We start from the raw sequence: 14,136 nt of genomic DNA, 5'->3' as shown, positions 1-14,136 counted from the left end.
TTTCTGATGAAAAAGGTTGGTCAGTCTCACTCCTCCCAGGAAATATCCTGCGGGTACAGCGTTCTGAAAACAAGGGGGCATGGTCGCAGGCAACCGACCTCTTTGTACTCAATGGCGAAAACTCCTACTCGTTGATTCTTCAGGCTGTTGGCGATCCTGATAAACGAACCGATTCCCTCAAATTCACAAAAAAGGAACTTTCTAAGCAAACGGACAAGTTGGCCAAAAAATCCAAAGCCTGACTGTTGAATTGAAAATACGAGCGCATCTTTGGTGCGCTTTTTTTTCGGGAGAAGTTACATGACAGATTCATGCATCGACGGCTTAAGGCTGGTTTCGACCAGTTACCACATTGGTTTACCCTGGATTGAATGGTCAGAGGCGAGATCCTACATCGTATGCCGAGCACTGGTAGATCAGGGAGTAATTGCCGGAACTGCTACTATAGGAACACGTCGAAAAAAGGTCAAAGAACGCATCAATCCAGGAGATCGTGGGTTATACCAAGTCACTGAAACTCAGTACGGATGGATAGCACTTAAGGGTGGTGGCGTGATCGATCCCTGCGGCTTTCTTGGTAACTCTTTTTCCGGCCCGGAACCCCAGTTTTGTATCCTTGAGAATGATGAGTGCTATATCAGGGGTATAAATCCTGTTCAGTGCCCGAGAACTCACTTACCTGAACATCTTGTAAGTGATGAGTTATTCCCGCTAACACGCGGTGTTATGCGCGATACATGCAGCCGTCTGCTGGGTTACAGGTTGCATATACAGGGATTGACTATGTCAGAGGCAGCATACCTTCTGTCGAGACCGCTTACCGATTTTGACCGGTACAGCCGCCTGGTATATGAATACTTTATTAAAATGGGACTAAGCAGCATTATGCCATTAAGCAACATCAAAATGCTGCATCCGAATTTAGCCCGTAAAGGTTGGCGTTCATTTTATAACGACCTGGATATGGACGAACTTGAAGCGTTTCTTAAATGATAAAATCAGGGTTCATCCCGAACCCTGATTAAAATTCAATAATTAGGTATGTAATCCACACCACCAGTCCAACGAGATTCCCAGTGGGCCAGATACAGCGCTGTAACATCTGGTGCGTTATAAAGTACAAGGCTATTTTCACTATTTTTATTGAAAGCCGAACTTGAGTAATTATAACTACCGGTTTCAACAGATATCCTATCAACACACAAATACTTATCATGGTGCAGAAGAAATTGATCATTCGTCCGTAACGGAATGCCCGCGTTAACTACTGTATTCATAGTCGAGACTGCATATCGGTTATTATTTTGCCCTTTGTCAACTACGATCCTGACATCTACTCCCCTTCGGTGAGCATTAATTAATGCTTTCGCAATTACGGGTGACGTAAAAGAGTATGCCGCCATACGGATTTCCTGCTGAGCTGAATTGATCAGATCCAGTATTGCTTTCTGTGCAGACCCTTCAGGTGAAAATCCGACAACGACTCTAACGCCACCAGCCGGTAGCATTACTTCTGTTGGATTATCAGCCTGTGCAAAAGTAGAAAAAAATAATAATCCCAACGATGTCAACGTACTGACCAACACCTCTGATTTCAACATATCCACCTCGTTTAAATGTGACACTAGTAAAGTTGGCTTTCATACTCAAAAAGAAGTTTTCATCCAGATTTTCATATATGTTAATAGACACGGATAAATGTCACCTTATATCACACATTGCTATTGTATAACGCCCTGCTTTAACAATGAAATCAAACAAAACAAATTTTATATTAATAAAGTTCCCGGCTCAAACTCGTTAAATAGCTGGAGAACATCCAAAGATCGAAATTATTAAAACTCGTTATTAAGGATGTTTAAATGAACGCTATCAAATTTGAGAAGTTTAAAACCCCGCTGGTGATCACCGGCATTCTGATTCTTGCCATTGTTACCGCTCACGCTTCTGGTTCAACCCAGGCAGGTTTTGACGATGTATGGCTCAAAATCTCTGATTACATGCAGGGTTCTCTGGGTAAGGTGCTGATCGGTCTTATCGTTCTGGTTGGTCTCGCAGCTGCTGTTGTACGTCAGAGTCTGATGTCACTGGCGGTTGCTGTTGGTGGTGCGATCTCCCTGTACTACTCACCGGACATTATCAATGGCATGATGGCCGCATCCCACGCAGTGCAAACCACTTTACCGGCATTCATGTAACCATCATGGATGTAAAAAAAACCGGCTCTGGCCGGTTTTTTTACATCTTCATATTTTATTTCCCGCCCATAGAAAATTCCATAATCCGATGTAAAGAACTATCCAGACCGCAACGATAACCCGGAACCGACGTTGGTAAGCACTGCGTGTTTTGTGTTTAAACATTCGTTGAGCAATGAAACAACCTGGCCACCCGCCCAGCACAATGAGCGCATCCAGCGTCAGTTCATCCACACGGTACTCGCCAGCAGTCGCGGCCTTTTTATCTTTGTAATAGATGTAAATCGAAATCAGACTCCAGATTGACATCCAGACAAAGGACGATAAATAAAACATAGATTACCTCCTGTTGAGGGCCGCAGTAATAGTTTGATGGTACTATCTTATTGTATTACTCATGAACAGATAAATTTGTATTCTTAAAAATGGGTACAATTTGCCCCCATTTTTAAATCATTCGCGCCGTGTCAAAAGGTACTATGAAACGATATCTAACATAAAGGTAATTCTGATGCCGGTAACTGATGAACAGAACGTGATCATAGGTTTCAAACCTACACCTGGCAGTATTGTTTCAGTACAGGCATACGCGGGGTCTGGTAAGACCTTTACACTAAAAGAATTCGCGGATGCAAACCCCTCACTCAAAATTCTCTATATCGTTTTTAATAAAGCTATTAAAGATGATGCAAAAAAGAAATTCCCAAAAAACGTCGAGTGTAAAACATCTCATGGTTTGGCCGTGACCCGGTACAAACACTTTGCTCATAAATACAGACAGTTTATATCCGTGAGCGAATACCGCGCAATGATGGGTGAAGATGACTGGAGAGTGGTTAAGCTTGCAATAAATGGGCTTACCCATTTCATGAATTCAGATGAACACGAAATTACTACTGAACACGTACTTAAAGACTTAAGTAAAACCGATAAAATATCTCAAAGCAGGTTGGATCAAGCGCTACGTGCAGCAAAACGTACATGGCAAATGCAATCTGACCCACTCAACGATGCCTATTGCTCACCGAATACCATCCTCAAGTTGTTCCAGTTATCGAACCCAGCCCTAGACCAGTTCTACAATGTCATTCTCTTCGACGAATCGCAGGACGCAAATCCGGTAACGATCGATATCGTTCTTAGAAACAACTGCTGCAAAGTTTTTGTCGGCGACCAGCACCAAGTGATAAACCGCTGGCGCGGTGCGGAAAACGCCCTTGAGATTGTTGAAGACCACGGGGCTCAGGTTATGCGCCTGACTAAGTCATTCCGGTTTGGGCCTCTTGTTGCAGCACTGGCCAACGTTGTGCTGTCAATGAAGGGTGAAACGTTCCCCTTGGTAGGCCTGGGTAGTCTTGATGCTATCGTTGAGCCATCGGCGATACAGGATCAAAACTTTTACGCCATCATCAGCCGCACCTACATGGGAGTCATACAATCTGCCTACGAGTCGATTATGTGGGGCAAACGGGTGATGTGGAATGGAGGTATTTCAAAATACCGTCTCGACGAGCTCCTTGATTTACATGCGCTAAAAACAGGTAACATTGCTGCTATTAAAAATAACCGTATCACTACGGAATACGGGAACTGGGCAAATTTTTTAGAGATCGCAGAAACCACCAAGGACGTGGACATGGTGCGGGCGATTAAGTTAATGGAAGTCTATGCTGATATCCCCGGGATGGTTGAGACCATGAGGATGAATGAAGCCAGAACAGAAAAGGAAGCTGATTTAATTGTTACCACAGCCCATACCTCGAAGGGAAAGGAATTTGACCATGTCATCATCAATGACGACTTCCCATCCATTATAGAAGCCGTTGTGATGAAGAAGCCACGGGAAGTAATTATTGACGAACTTAATCTGCTGTACGTAACTATTACCAGAACCAAGAAATCTGTAAACATCAATACTTCGTTAATGGAGCTATTAGAAGAATACCGAAGTCGTATTGAGCGAAATGTTTCAGTAGTGATAATCTGACAAAAAAAGCCCTGGTTAATTCAGGGCTCTTTTTTATTTCTATTTATCTTGTTGAGCTGGTGAGGCTTCGCCTGATGTGTCTCTCTGAGAATCGACAACCATAGACTGGATCACTTCAACGAATTTTGAGAAGGGCTGTGCGCCTACAACAGAGACTTCTTTACCGGTGACATTATCACGCACAATCGTGGTTGGTGTACCATCAACACCGGCAGCTGAACCGGCCTCCATATCCTGCTTAATGCGCTTAATCACTTCAGTACTGCCCATACAGGTATCAAATTTCGCCTGGTCTACCTCAAACAGTGCTGGGATGCTGTCCGCATCCTTAAAACCTTTACCGTTTGTTTCAGTATGGTTAAACCAATAATCAGTAACGGCCCAGAAAGCACTCGGCCCTTTCTGCTCCGCAATACACTCAGCAACAGCTGCGCCCTTCGATGCGACCGGCTCATGGAATGACATAGGGTAATGACGCCATTCCCAGTTAACAGCCCCGGCTGTCGCGGTATCAACGATATACTTCGGCGTTTCTTTGAAGCGTTTGCAGAATGGACACTCCAGATCTTCATAGTTGATCAACGAAAACCGAGCGCCAGGCTCGCCATAGATATAACGGCCATCAGTATTTTTATTTGCTTTGTCCCAGCCTTTATAGAGTGCCTTTCGTTCTTCCGCGAGCTTTTGGTCGGCGATAGACTTAAGAGCACCCTTTACTTCGTCCTGAATATTTCCGTTCACTCCCTGTTGAACTGCGGGGTTCTTGGCCAGCGATGTACTAATTTTATCCAGCAGTTGATTGGTCATCACCTGGGTTTTGTACGAGATAAAACTAATTACCATCAACCAAACCATTCCGATTACAACAACGATTCCCCCGGCCCAGGCAAAAATTGTTTTATTTCCAGAACTGCACTTTTCATTTCTTTGCTTATCCATTGTACCCTCGCATTTTGATGGATTAGGACTTAGGTTGTTGGTTATCGATCTGCATCTGAATTCGATATTTCCGCAGCTCTTCCGGTTCACCACTGGAAAGCACATTTAATTCGTGGGCACTTAACCGATAGCCAGGTGTTGAGCAGTATTTATCTTTGATACGGAGGTATTCAGCCCTACTGGCGTTCTGTGTGTTATTAGGAAGGAGAAAGGTATTTTCCCCGCAAAATGCTGGGGTCTGTGTGAACGTGCCACGCGGCCCATTGGCATACTTTGTGTTTGCCACTGAAGTGAGCAAGACCTGGGTGTAATTGTCATGTGCCACATATCGCTTCCCGGATGGATCATTGATGGCATACGGACTCACGAGCGTATGCTCATACCCAGGGTAACGTATAGCCGCGCCACCGCGTTCTGTACCACGCCAGGATTCGGAGTACTGATACTGGTAGGGGTACTCGGCCCTGGCGGGGAGATTGCGCGTTTCGTCGAGGTAAGTACGTTGTGGCTTACCTGTCCCACTGCAACCGCTGGTGATTACGCCGGTAATAACCACCAGCAGGGGCAAAACAATTTTATTCGCCAATTTCATTGCTTAGTCTCCAATTGGATAGCAACGTCATTATCTTAATTTCTCACCCTTGACGTTATGTTTTATGAAGACAAAACGTCGTCATTTTCCAGCACGATTTTTTTCTCAATCGGTTAACTTACAAGGTACTTAACCGGAGAAATCTTTTAATGCTGAGACACATTAAAAATATTCTGAATACTTTTTTGCCTGATAACAAAAAGGCTACCACTGATCTATTCGGTGACGAAATCGATATGTCAGTAGATGAAGAAATCGGGAAACTCATTTCATCACGAGATAATATGCGCTATCCGGCAAGCGAAATCGGATTCCCGGCTCAAGTACCGGGTGAGTACGTATTACGTCATTACCAGAAACCACTTGTGATGGCGATTAAACGAGAACTGGATATTAGGGACTCTGAGTTTAATCAGCTTATTCTTCCTATGCTGATAAATTTCGCTAACTTTGTTCACCTCTTCCCGGCATCCGAAAACCATCATCACCGTGCTGCAACCGGATTGTTGCGTCATTCATTGGAAGTGTGTTTCCAGTGTATCCGGCGTTCTAAAAACATCGAGTTTGATTCAATGGCGGTTCCCGTACATAAATCAAATCGTGCATTAGCATGGCGACTTGCAGTCGCAGCTGGTGGGCTACTTCATGACCTCGGGAAACCATTTACCGATTTTGAAGTATGGAACGAAGACGGGAAAATTCACTGGCCTCCAGGCCATGAACCAATCCATGTCTGGGCAAAAGAGAACAATGTAAAAAGATACTATCTTGTATGGAAACCAGGCCGTCACCGCCAGCATACCTCCAGCACGAGCAATATGTTGTTGATGATCATGCCAAAAGAAATGCATGTTTACCTTCTTAACGGCGGGAATGATATTTTCAATGAATTGACCCGGGCACTGAATGCCAGTGCGCAGCTCAATGCAGAAAAAATCAGTGGTCAGGACGTTAAAAACAAGATCCTCACTACCATTAAGGCCGCCGACTCAGCATCCGTTAACTATGATATGCGGCAATACGCCGGTGATGCGATTCGTGCAAGCCAGTCAGGTGTACCTGCGGTTCAGCGTGTAGTTGATGCCATGCGCCATAGATTGAAAAAAGGAGATTGGATTCCCAACAAGCCAGGAAGCCCTGTATGGGTGACTACCTATGGCGTATTCATCGTCTGGGGTGTTGCGGTCAAGGATATTATTGAGACCGTTAGGAACTCCGGCGCTGTTATTCCACAAACCCAGAATAGTCTGGCTGACCTGATGCTAAGTTATCATCTCTGTCGACCAAACGTTCACCAGGACGATGACACTGCATACTGGCGTATTGCCCCTCATATCTTGAATGATAAAAGTTCAAGAGAAAGCAAAGACCCTAAAGTTGCGTTGAGCTGCATCCTTCTGATATCTCCAGAAGTACTATTTGTCGATACTGTTGACCCTCTACCATGCAGCAGCCGCATCCGTATTGAAGGTAAATGGGTGGAATACCTGACCGGGAGGCCAAACCAGCCAAAACTCGTCGAAAGCGAACCCTACATTGGTCAGAAGCCGGTTCCGTCAACCGGAATACCGAATGAGGTCGACCGCTCAGTTTTACAGGGCGGAACAATCATTGCTGATGAACAGGAATCTCCACTGGAGAGTATTTTTGGAAACCGACAGGTTACGCCGGAAAACGCCCACGAACTGCTGCATAAGCTCAATCTGCTTTCTGATGAGGACTACAATCGTGTAAAGGAAAGAAATACCAGTACCAAAAATCAAAAAGATTGTCTGGATGACACTAATTCACCAACAACTGAGCTGGCGGGCAGCGGGGAATCAAAAGGGCTCAAAGATAATCAACCAAAGCCAGTGTCGGAGAATAATGAACCCAAGCGCCGTCTTTCCCTCAAAGAAACCCTGGCATCGGCACAAACAGAGATTGAGTTCTCTGTACCCAGTTCACTTATAAAAGAACCAAACCATAAAACTCTGAACGAAACCCTTGAGTTTCATTCAATCATCAACTCGTATAATAGCAACGAACCAACTTCAAGCGATGCATTGGATCAGACCCAGCCCTCACCTACCCGTCAGGCATTAAAGGAAATTCAGCTGCACCAGGATGCTGTCGATACCGGCATTCAGTCTGGTGAGGTAATTGATGATTATTCAATTTACGAAGATTATGATTCCATGTGGCAGGATGACGTGAAAGCTGATAACGATTTTGGTTACTCGGCTCATGCGGATACTTCGGCCAACATACCGGCTAACGTAAAATTTTACGATAAATTTAGTCAGCTATACGTATCTGGTCTTGAAGCGGCCAAAGAATTTCTCGTTAAATATGTTACCGACCACTCAGACGATCTTTTCATTGAATCAGGCCACTTAATCATTGCTATTGATAAAGATTTTGATGAGCGTAATTATGCTCTGCTTCAGGACTCCAACTGGTTATGGCAAAGGTTTATGGAAGCCCCAGCCCAGTATTATTTCCATCGTACTCAGAAGTGCTTATATCTCAGAAAAGAACTTAATAATGATATCGACTTGCTGATGGATGGGAAGTTTAACGATCTGCTTTACTCTGCTTTAACTGATGTTTCTGATAAAGATTACAACATTACAGATTTATGCAATGAAATGATTTCAAAAGGTATGCTGAAGCGAACCTATTCTGGAGAGCCTGTCATTGCCGTAAGCGTTGCCTTAAAGCGACGTATTGCGGATGAACTCGGCATTGATATTACTCAATTGCAGAAGATTATGCTGATGCACTTTGATTTCTATTCAAAGACCGGTGTTGACTACATTCTTCCTAATAGTGAACGAATGCATAATCAAATGGTGGATAAAGATGAGTGAGTGGAAATATAACTTACGTTGGCGCACAAATTTTGAAGGCCTTGAGACTCTTGGTTGGACAGCAGGTATAGCCGCAACTATCGGGGTTAATACACTGTTTAACATGCCATCTCTACCCTGTTACCTCTCAGTTGCAGTCCAGGCTGCTTATGGTATTCGTAGTCTCCCGGCAGCATGGGATATTTATACGCACAAACGCCGCCTGAAGCGAAAACCAAAACCACTCGTAATGGACATGAAATCATTTATCGAACAGATGATTCGTGAGCCTGACAGCTATCTTATTTGCAGAGGCTTTGAGTGGGGCCAGAATGAGGGTCAACTGGCATCTGAGTTGATAAAGCGTGACATAAAGAAATTTGTAGCCAAACCATCCAAAAATTTTATGGGCCTCGGCTGGATTCATGCGCTAGGTAAAAAAAACGAATGGATCGGAATTTCTGAAGAACTTTTATCGTTGCATACGCTTATAACTGGCACAACCGGCTCAGGCAAAACAACATATTTTAAACTACTTATTCTTCAAGCCGCACTAAAAAAACAACCACTAATCCTCATTGACCCCAAAAATGATGAAGAACTGGCTGAATGGATGAAGTTCTGTCTGGAATTGGTGGATCGCTCAACGAAATATAATTACGTTTCATTGGCGCATCCTGAAAAATCAGCTCGAATATCTCCAATTACTAACTACACTCAGGCTGGCGAGGTAGCTAACAGAATTACATCGGTTATTCAACGTGCTGATAGTACGAGCGATCCGTTTGTTTCATTTGGTATTATGTCATTAACTACGGTTGTTGAGCTGATGAAAATCTGTGAAATCAAACCGACTTTACGCAATATTAAATCACAACTGAGTGCTGACATCTCTTCATTAGCATCTCTATTGATTATGGCCATCACTAAATTCGGCCACAAGACTTTAGGAGAGTCCGATTTCGACATTATTTTACAGGCGAAAATTGACCGTTACTCGTCTAAAATTAAAGGCCCAAAAGAAATAGCAGAAATATGTGCAGACATTTACCGAAATGACATTAAAGGTAATAAAGGGAAAGGCGATACTTCAATTGAAGCCGGTATTGATATGTTCGGTCATCAGCGCGAACACTTCCAGAAAATGATTCTGAACGTGATGCCAATTCTTAGTCAACTAACTCAAGGGTTTATGTCAGAGTTGTTATCCCCTGACAGTGCTGATGAAGATGAACTGAATGATACTCGTCCAATTTCGAATATTCAGGATATCATCACTACCGGGGGAATGTTGTATTTGGGGTTAAATTCCCTTGCAGATGCTGAGACTGGATCTGCGGTCGGTTCTATTTTCCTGTCTGATATAACATCTGTTAGCTCGACTGTGTACAATTTTTTAAAACCTGGTGGTCAGGACTTGGCTTCTGTAATGGTGTTAATCGATGAAGCAGCTGAAGTTATTAATGACCAAGTTATTAAAATGTTGAATAAAACCCGTGGTGCTGGGTTCCGCTTATTTATTTCGTCGCAATCGACTTCCGACTTCGAAGCCCGTCTCGGTTCAGAAGCCAAAATGAAGCAGGTTATAACCAATACGAACCACTTTACGGCGCTACGCACACCAGATCCTGATGCCCAGGAAGCAGTCATGAAACGAGTACCACCGACAAAGTTCAAATATATTATGCGTGGTCATGGCTCCAGCGCAGGTGCAGATCCTGAACAAATCACCGGCAGTGTCGGGGAACGATTGATGGAGGAAGAAGGCGAGTTATTTCAATCTCAACTGCTAGGTTGGTTACCCAACCTCGAATGCATGGCCATAAATCAGGCTAATAAAATAGTAAAAGGTAAAGTCCCCGTCATATTAATGCCGAGGAATGAGTCCGAGTTAAGCGATGTCCGAACTATCGCTAAAAAGTACCTTTCAATCTACGAACGTCAACAAAAGGTTCGTGGTGAAAAATCACGTATCAGCGCCGAGGGGTAAATATGATTAAAACCAAAACTCTATTAAAGCGTAAAGATGATCAAGCCTCATATGACGGTTTGACCATGATCTGGCCATGTGTTGATGGCATCACTGGGCAAATGTTAGCTCTACTGAAAACCCTTACTCCTGATGAACGCGTTGGTGCAGCAGTGAGCTCCGCTATCAAAGCTTATCATCAGGACAACGAGCAGGAGCTGAATGACTGGGAGCGGCTTGCGATCTATATCATTGAGCTTGGCTTGTTCGTTTGCCGGGAACTTCAACACACGTTGAATTTCTGTGAAATTACTTCACGGATAAATCTCCCGAGAAAGCTAACCAACGAACTGATTATCCAGGCTGGGAGGAAGGCGAAGATTGGGGATATCGAATGTCTGATAAGTTGAATGAGGAAAAGTGGCCTAAGACGATAAAGACACTGATCATCTGGAGTTCGACGATTCTCCTTTTTATCTCTGTCTTCTTTCCGGTTGAGTATTTTAAGTCTAATGCTCTGAAAGAAATCGCATGGGGTCATAAAATGATAGGCGAAAAAGATTTCGTCATGGTATTGCAAAAGGCTCGCGACAATTATACTGAAGCATTTGTAAATACGGGGATTGATAAGGCGTTAAAGGATTTTTACCAGCTTCCTCCCAGCGACATGGCCAACCACGGCGGGCCACTGAAATACTTTGTTGGGCTTTTCCAGAACATTGCCGAGAACCTGAATTATTGGCTCTACATGATTATGTATCGTTTAACACTTGATATGTATTGGTTACCGTACATGGCCGTGGTCATCATCCCGTCTCTGTTTGCAGGGGTAATGCGGTGGATGGCAAAAAGATATAACTTTGGATATGCCAGTCCGTTTCTTAACCGTCGTAGCATGGTATTGATTGGCTGGGGTGTATATAGCGTTCTCCTGTCGCTTTTTATACCGTTACCTGTGCCTCCAATGATCGGGGCACTCATAATGATAGTAATGATTCCTATTGGTTCATCTCTACTTATTTCAAACCTACCAAAACGTATTTAACCTTAAGAAAAGCACCTCAATTTGCGGTGCTTTTCTTTTTCCTCAATATTTCATGTTTGTTAAATTAGCTGTGCGAGGTGATGCATGACTAATTCGAAACCATTTATTCTTTCTGCCCTGCTCTGCCTGACGTTTACCGTAGGGATGATTAGCTATTTGCTAATTTCTGATGTCCCAGAAAAAATCCGTATCCTCAATCAGAAGATCACGGCATCAACTTACCCTCAGTCACGGGATGTCCTGAACAAAGACATGGCTGAAATCATACTGCCCTATCTTAAAAAGCAAAAAGCTGCTGAGGCGTCTCAGGTCAAAGTCCAAAAGCCAAACGAAATCTATACGCCGGAACAATTGCAGCAATCAAGAGGCTACAAATGAAAAAGAACATTTTGAACTCTCTTATATTTGGAATTCCGCTCATGGTTATGGTAAGCACGGCTGCATTTTTTACTTACCAAATCGATAGACAGTCCCAACTTCTTAATGACCTAGCGATCGTTGCTGAGACTCACAAGCCCGTAGTAAACAACAAAAGCGAACTACTGGACGCATTTGCAAAATACATTAATGCAGCGGGCCTAAAACCTGAATCGCAGAAACAATCCAATGTCGGTTACCGGACTGGAAACAAACCCGATACCGCCTATGCGCCTTCTACGGACAACGAACGTATTTATGGGAACCCGGATGCTCAGTTCTATATCATTGAGTATTCCGATTTTGAATGTCAGTACTGCAAACAACATTTCCCAATCGTTATGGATCTCGTGGATTCATCACAAGGGAATATTGCGATGGTTTTCAAACATGTTCCTGTTCACGGGCAGGCTTCCCGTACTGAAGCTTTAGCAGCGGAGTGTGCTGTTGAGCAGGGAGGAAATCCATCTTTCTTCCAGTTATCTAAAGCGTTATTCCGCTACAGCCAATCTGACGGGCACGGTCTTAGCGCACCGCTAGACCAAATCGCCCGCGAAACTGGTTTAGACCCGAACCGCTTACTTGAATGTATCAATGCGGCCAGGCCGTCCAGCAAGATAGCCGACGACGTTCGTGAAGCAGGTCAGCTTGGTATCCAAAAGACCCCTACAAACATTGTTGTCTACGGTGATAAGTCAGCCATTGTTCAGGGCGCAGTAGATGGAGCAGGCCTTATGCAAATGATGGCTCAGCTTGCAGGCTCTGGTCAGAAATAGGCGCATTTTGTCGTCAATAAATCTGAAAAAATTCATATGAGAGGTCATCATGGAACCTGTTTATATTTCTCACTCGATTGACGAACCACCAAAGTTATTTTTTTGGTCGATTGATGAAGCCATGCCATTTTTCGTTGCTCTCGCGGTTGGGATTATCACTGGACGATTATTACCGATGATAATTCTGGGTGTTGTAGTTTCACGTGTTTATGGCGGTTTTCTGGCGCGAGCTTCTGAGAAATATTTTATGCACCTCTGTTACTGGAAATTCGGAGTCACATTCGGTGGTGGCACTTTTGTACCTGAATCCTTCGACCGGGAGTTTATTGTATGAATATCCATAATTTCAAAAAAGGGTTAGTTGGACTTCAGTTAGAAAACAAAAGTTTCAAGTTAATCTCTGCCTCAATGATTCTGGCAAACCTTGTACTTGGTTATGCTCTGTTAGCCAAAACACAACCCATCACTATTATTCCGCCAAACCTTACAGAAACAGCCTGGCTGGATGAAAAAGCCGCCAGCAGCTCTTATATGAAGGCATGGGCGTTATATATAGCCGACAGTTTTGGAAATGCTAACCCAGCCACTTTAGATCTACTCAAGAATTCTATCGGCCCGTTTCTTGACGCTTCAATTTACACAAAAGTTATGAAAGCAATGGACGACCAGATTGACCAAATTAAGCGCGACCGAATCTCGCTTTCTTTTAATCCGGTCGGGGTTATCACCGACCCGTTAGCAGTTGGTACTTTTTATGTCACCGGTAACCAAACTCTCGAAGGTATCACCGGCAAACCATCGACCACGCCAGTCTATTACGAGATTACTGTTAACGTAAAAGGCTACCGGCCCATTATTACGTTCATTGAGATAAAGAGTGGCAAACCGTTGCTGCCAAGTGAAGAAGATAAACACAAAGGTCAAAGGCAGAAATCTTCGGCAGCTCGAACTTCCTGACAGAATTTCGTTAGTTGATTTAACCGAGATATAAATCTTTAAGCGAGAGATTAATAAATCAGCAATCAGTAAACAAAACGGATGTGCCGAAATGAATTTTCTGATTGGTAATAGCCAATTTAAAAATGAACGTAGTGTTGCCACTTATCGGGGGGCTAAATGTTGAATAGTAAACGCATAATTATCCTGTTGCTTACCGCGTCGTCCACATTAGCGACCCATAGCGTAACGGCGGGCGAAATGTCTGTTGATCAAGGCATGGTATTTGAGCAGCCTGATGCGCAGTCGCAACCCAAAGTCACTGCAAAACTCGCCTCTCGACCAGCATCCTCAACTCAGGCAATGCTCAGCACAGAAACACGCCCATATCCTGACAACTATACACCACCAGCAAGTAACTCTATCAATGGCGGGAGTGAACCAGC

General features: G+C 43.8%; 15 protein-coding genes and 2 pseudogenes. 13 read left to right on the top strand and 4 right to left on the bottom strand.

What is annotated here, in order from left to right:
• Together HMPREF1144_RS23980 and HMPREF1144_RS33785 are read left to right on the top strand one after the other, a co-directional pair.
• Nucleotides 1–242: pseudogene (locus HMPREF1144_RS23980) on the top strand (hypothetical protein); the annotation flags it as partial.
• A 58-nt stretch (nt 243–300) separates the two neighbouring features.
• The gene (locus HMPREF1144_RS33785; protein ID WP_016241592.1) at nt 301–993 is read left to right on the top strand and encodes a hypothetical protein; all 693 of its coding nucleotides are present in this window, start codon (nt 301–303) and stop codon (nt 991–993) included.
• A 35-nt stretch (nt 994–1,028) separates the two neighbouring features.
• Here the strand turns inward: HMPREF1144_RS33785 and HMPREF1144_RS32005 are convergent, their stop codons facing one another.
• Nucleotides 1,029–1,601: a phospholipase D family protein gene (locus tag HMPREF1144_RS32005; protein WP_016241591.1), complete on the bottom strand. Its 573-nt coding sequence runs from the start codon at nt 1,599–1,601 to the stop codon at nt 1,029–1,031.
• Between the two features lie 261 nt (nt 1,602–1,862).
• Here HMPREF1144_RS32005 and traA point away from each other — a divergent pair, with 261 nt between their 5' ends.
• Entirely contained in the window at nt 1,863–2,198 is a 336-nt protein-coding gene (gene traA, locus HMPREF1144_RS23970; protein ID WP_007372215.1) for a TraA family conjugative transfer protein, read from the top strand.
• Nucleotides 2,199–2,246: 48 nt separating this feature from the next.
• Here the strand turns inward: traA and HMPREF1144_RS23965 are convergent, their stop codons facing one another.
• Nucleotides 2,247–2,534, bottom strand: coding sequence for a DUF1294 domain-containing protein (locus HMPREF1144_RS23965; protein WP_007372216.1), 288 nt, complete (start codon nt 2,532–2,534; stop codon nt 2,247–2,249).
• A gap of 175 nt (nt 2,535–2,709) precedes the next feature.
• Here HMPREF1144_RS23965 and HMPREF1144_RS23960 point away from each other — a divergent pair, with 175 nt between their 5' ends.
• Nucleotides 2,710–4,185, top strand: coding sequence for a UvrD-helicase domain-containing protein (locus tag HMPREF1144_RS23960; protein ID WP_007372217.1), 1,476 nt, complete (start codon nt 2,710–2,712; stop codon nt 4,183–4,185).
• A gap of 39 nt (nt 4,186–4,224) precedes the next feature.
• Here the strand turns inward: HMPREF1144_RS23960 and HMPREF1144_RS23955 are convergent, their stop codons facing one another.
• Together HMPREF1144_RS23955 and HMPREF1144_RS23950 are read right to left on the bottom strand one after the other, a co-directional pair.
• The gene (locus tag HMPREF1144_RS23955; protein ID WP_016241590.1) at nt 4,225–5,124 is read right to left on the bottom strand and encodes a DsbA family protein; all 900 of its coding nucleotides are present in this window, start codon (nt 5,122–5,124) and stop codon (nt 4,225–4,227) included.
• A 22-nt stretch (nt 5,125–5,146) separates the two neighbouring features.
• Entirely contained in the window at nt 5,147–5,716 is a 570-nt protein-coding gene (locus HMPREF1144_RS23950) for a hypothetical protein (RefSeq protein WP_016241589.1), read from the bottom strand.
• 149 nt (nt 5,717–5,865) lie between these two features.
• Between HMPREF1144_RS23950 and mobH the strand changes: the two genes are divergently transcribed.
• The 9 genes and pseudogenes from mobH to HMPREF1144_RS33780 all read left to right on the top strand — a co-directional run.
• Nucleotides 5,866–8,568, top strand: coding sequence for a MobH family relaxase (mobH, locus tag HMPREF1144_RS23945; RefSeq protein ID WP_007372219.1), 2,703 nt, complete (start codon nt 5,866–5,868; stop codon nt 8,566–8,568).
• Nucleotides 8,561–10,537 carry a conjugative transfer system coupling protein TraD gene (gene traD, locus HMPREF1144_RS23940; protein ID WP_007372220.1) on the top strand — a complete coding sequence of 659 codons (1,977 nt, stop codon included), beginning with the start codon at nt 8,561–8,563 and terminating at the stop codon, nt 10,535–10,537. The genes mobH and traD overlap by 8 nt, the downstream gene beginning before the upstream one ends.
• Before the next feature lie 2 nt (nt 10,538–10,539).
• Complete coding sequence (locus HMPREF1144_RS23935; protein WP_009654243.1) at nt 10,540–10,926, top strand: hypothetical protein; 387 nt, start codon at nt 10,540–10,542, stop codon at nt 10,924–10,926.
• On the top strand, nt 10,911–11,561 hold the full coding sequence (locus tag HMPREF1144_RS23930; RefSeq protein WP_007372221.1) for a DUF4400 domain-containing protein: 651 nt from the start codon (nt 10,911–10,913) through the stop codon (nt 11,559–11,561). Before HMPREF1144_RS23935 ends, HMPREF1144_RS23930 begins: the two co-directional genes overlap by 16 nt.
• 84 nt (nt 11,562–11,645) lie before the next feature.
• Nucleotides 11,646–11,939 (top strand): hypothetical protein, encoded by a 294-nt coding sequence (locus HMPREF1144_RS23925; protein ID WP_007372222.1) that lies wholly within the window; start codon nt 11,646–11,648, stop codon nt 11,937–11,939.
• Nucleotides 11,936–12,754, top strand: coding sequence for a DsbA family protein (locus HMPREF1144_RS23920; RefSeq protein ID WP_007372223.1), 819 nt, complete (start codon nt 11,936–11,938; stop codon nt 12,752–12,754). Before HMPREF1144_RS23925 ends, HMPREF1144_RS23920 begins: the two co-directional genes overlap by 4 nt.
• Nucleotides 12,755–12,803: 49 nt before the next feature.
• Nucleotides 12,804–13,088, top strand: a complete 285-nt coding sequence (traL, locus tag HMPREF1144_RS23915) for a type IV conjugative transfer system protein TraL (RefSeq protein ID WP_007372224.1) — start codon at nt 12,804–12,806, stop codon at nt 13,086–13,088.
• Entirely contained in the window at nt 13,085–13,711 is a 627-nt protein-coding gene (locus HMPREF1144_RS23910) for a TraE/TraK family type IV conjugative transfer system protein (protein ID WP_007372225.1), read from the top strand. Before traL ends, HMPREF1144_RS23910 begins: the two co-directional genes overlap by 4 nt.
• Nucleotides 13,712–13,951: 240 nt before the next feature.
• Nucleotides 13,952–14,136, top strand: a pseudogene (locus HMPREF1144_RS33780) (TraK protein); the annotation flags it as partial.

This window comes from Klebsiella sp. OBRC7, from assembly GCF_000293135.1.
GTDB classification, from domain to species: Bacteria; Pseudomonadota; Gammaproteobacteria; order Enterobacterales; family Enterobacteriaceae; genus Klebsiella; species Klebsiella michiganensis.
Note: the sequence above shows the minus strand (reverse complement) of the source record. Positions and strands in the feature narration are given on the sequence as shown.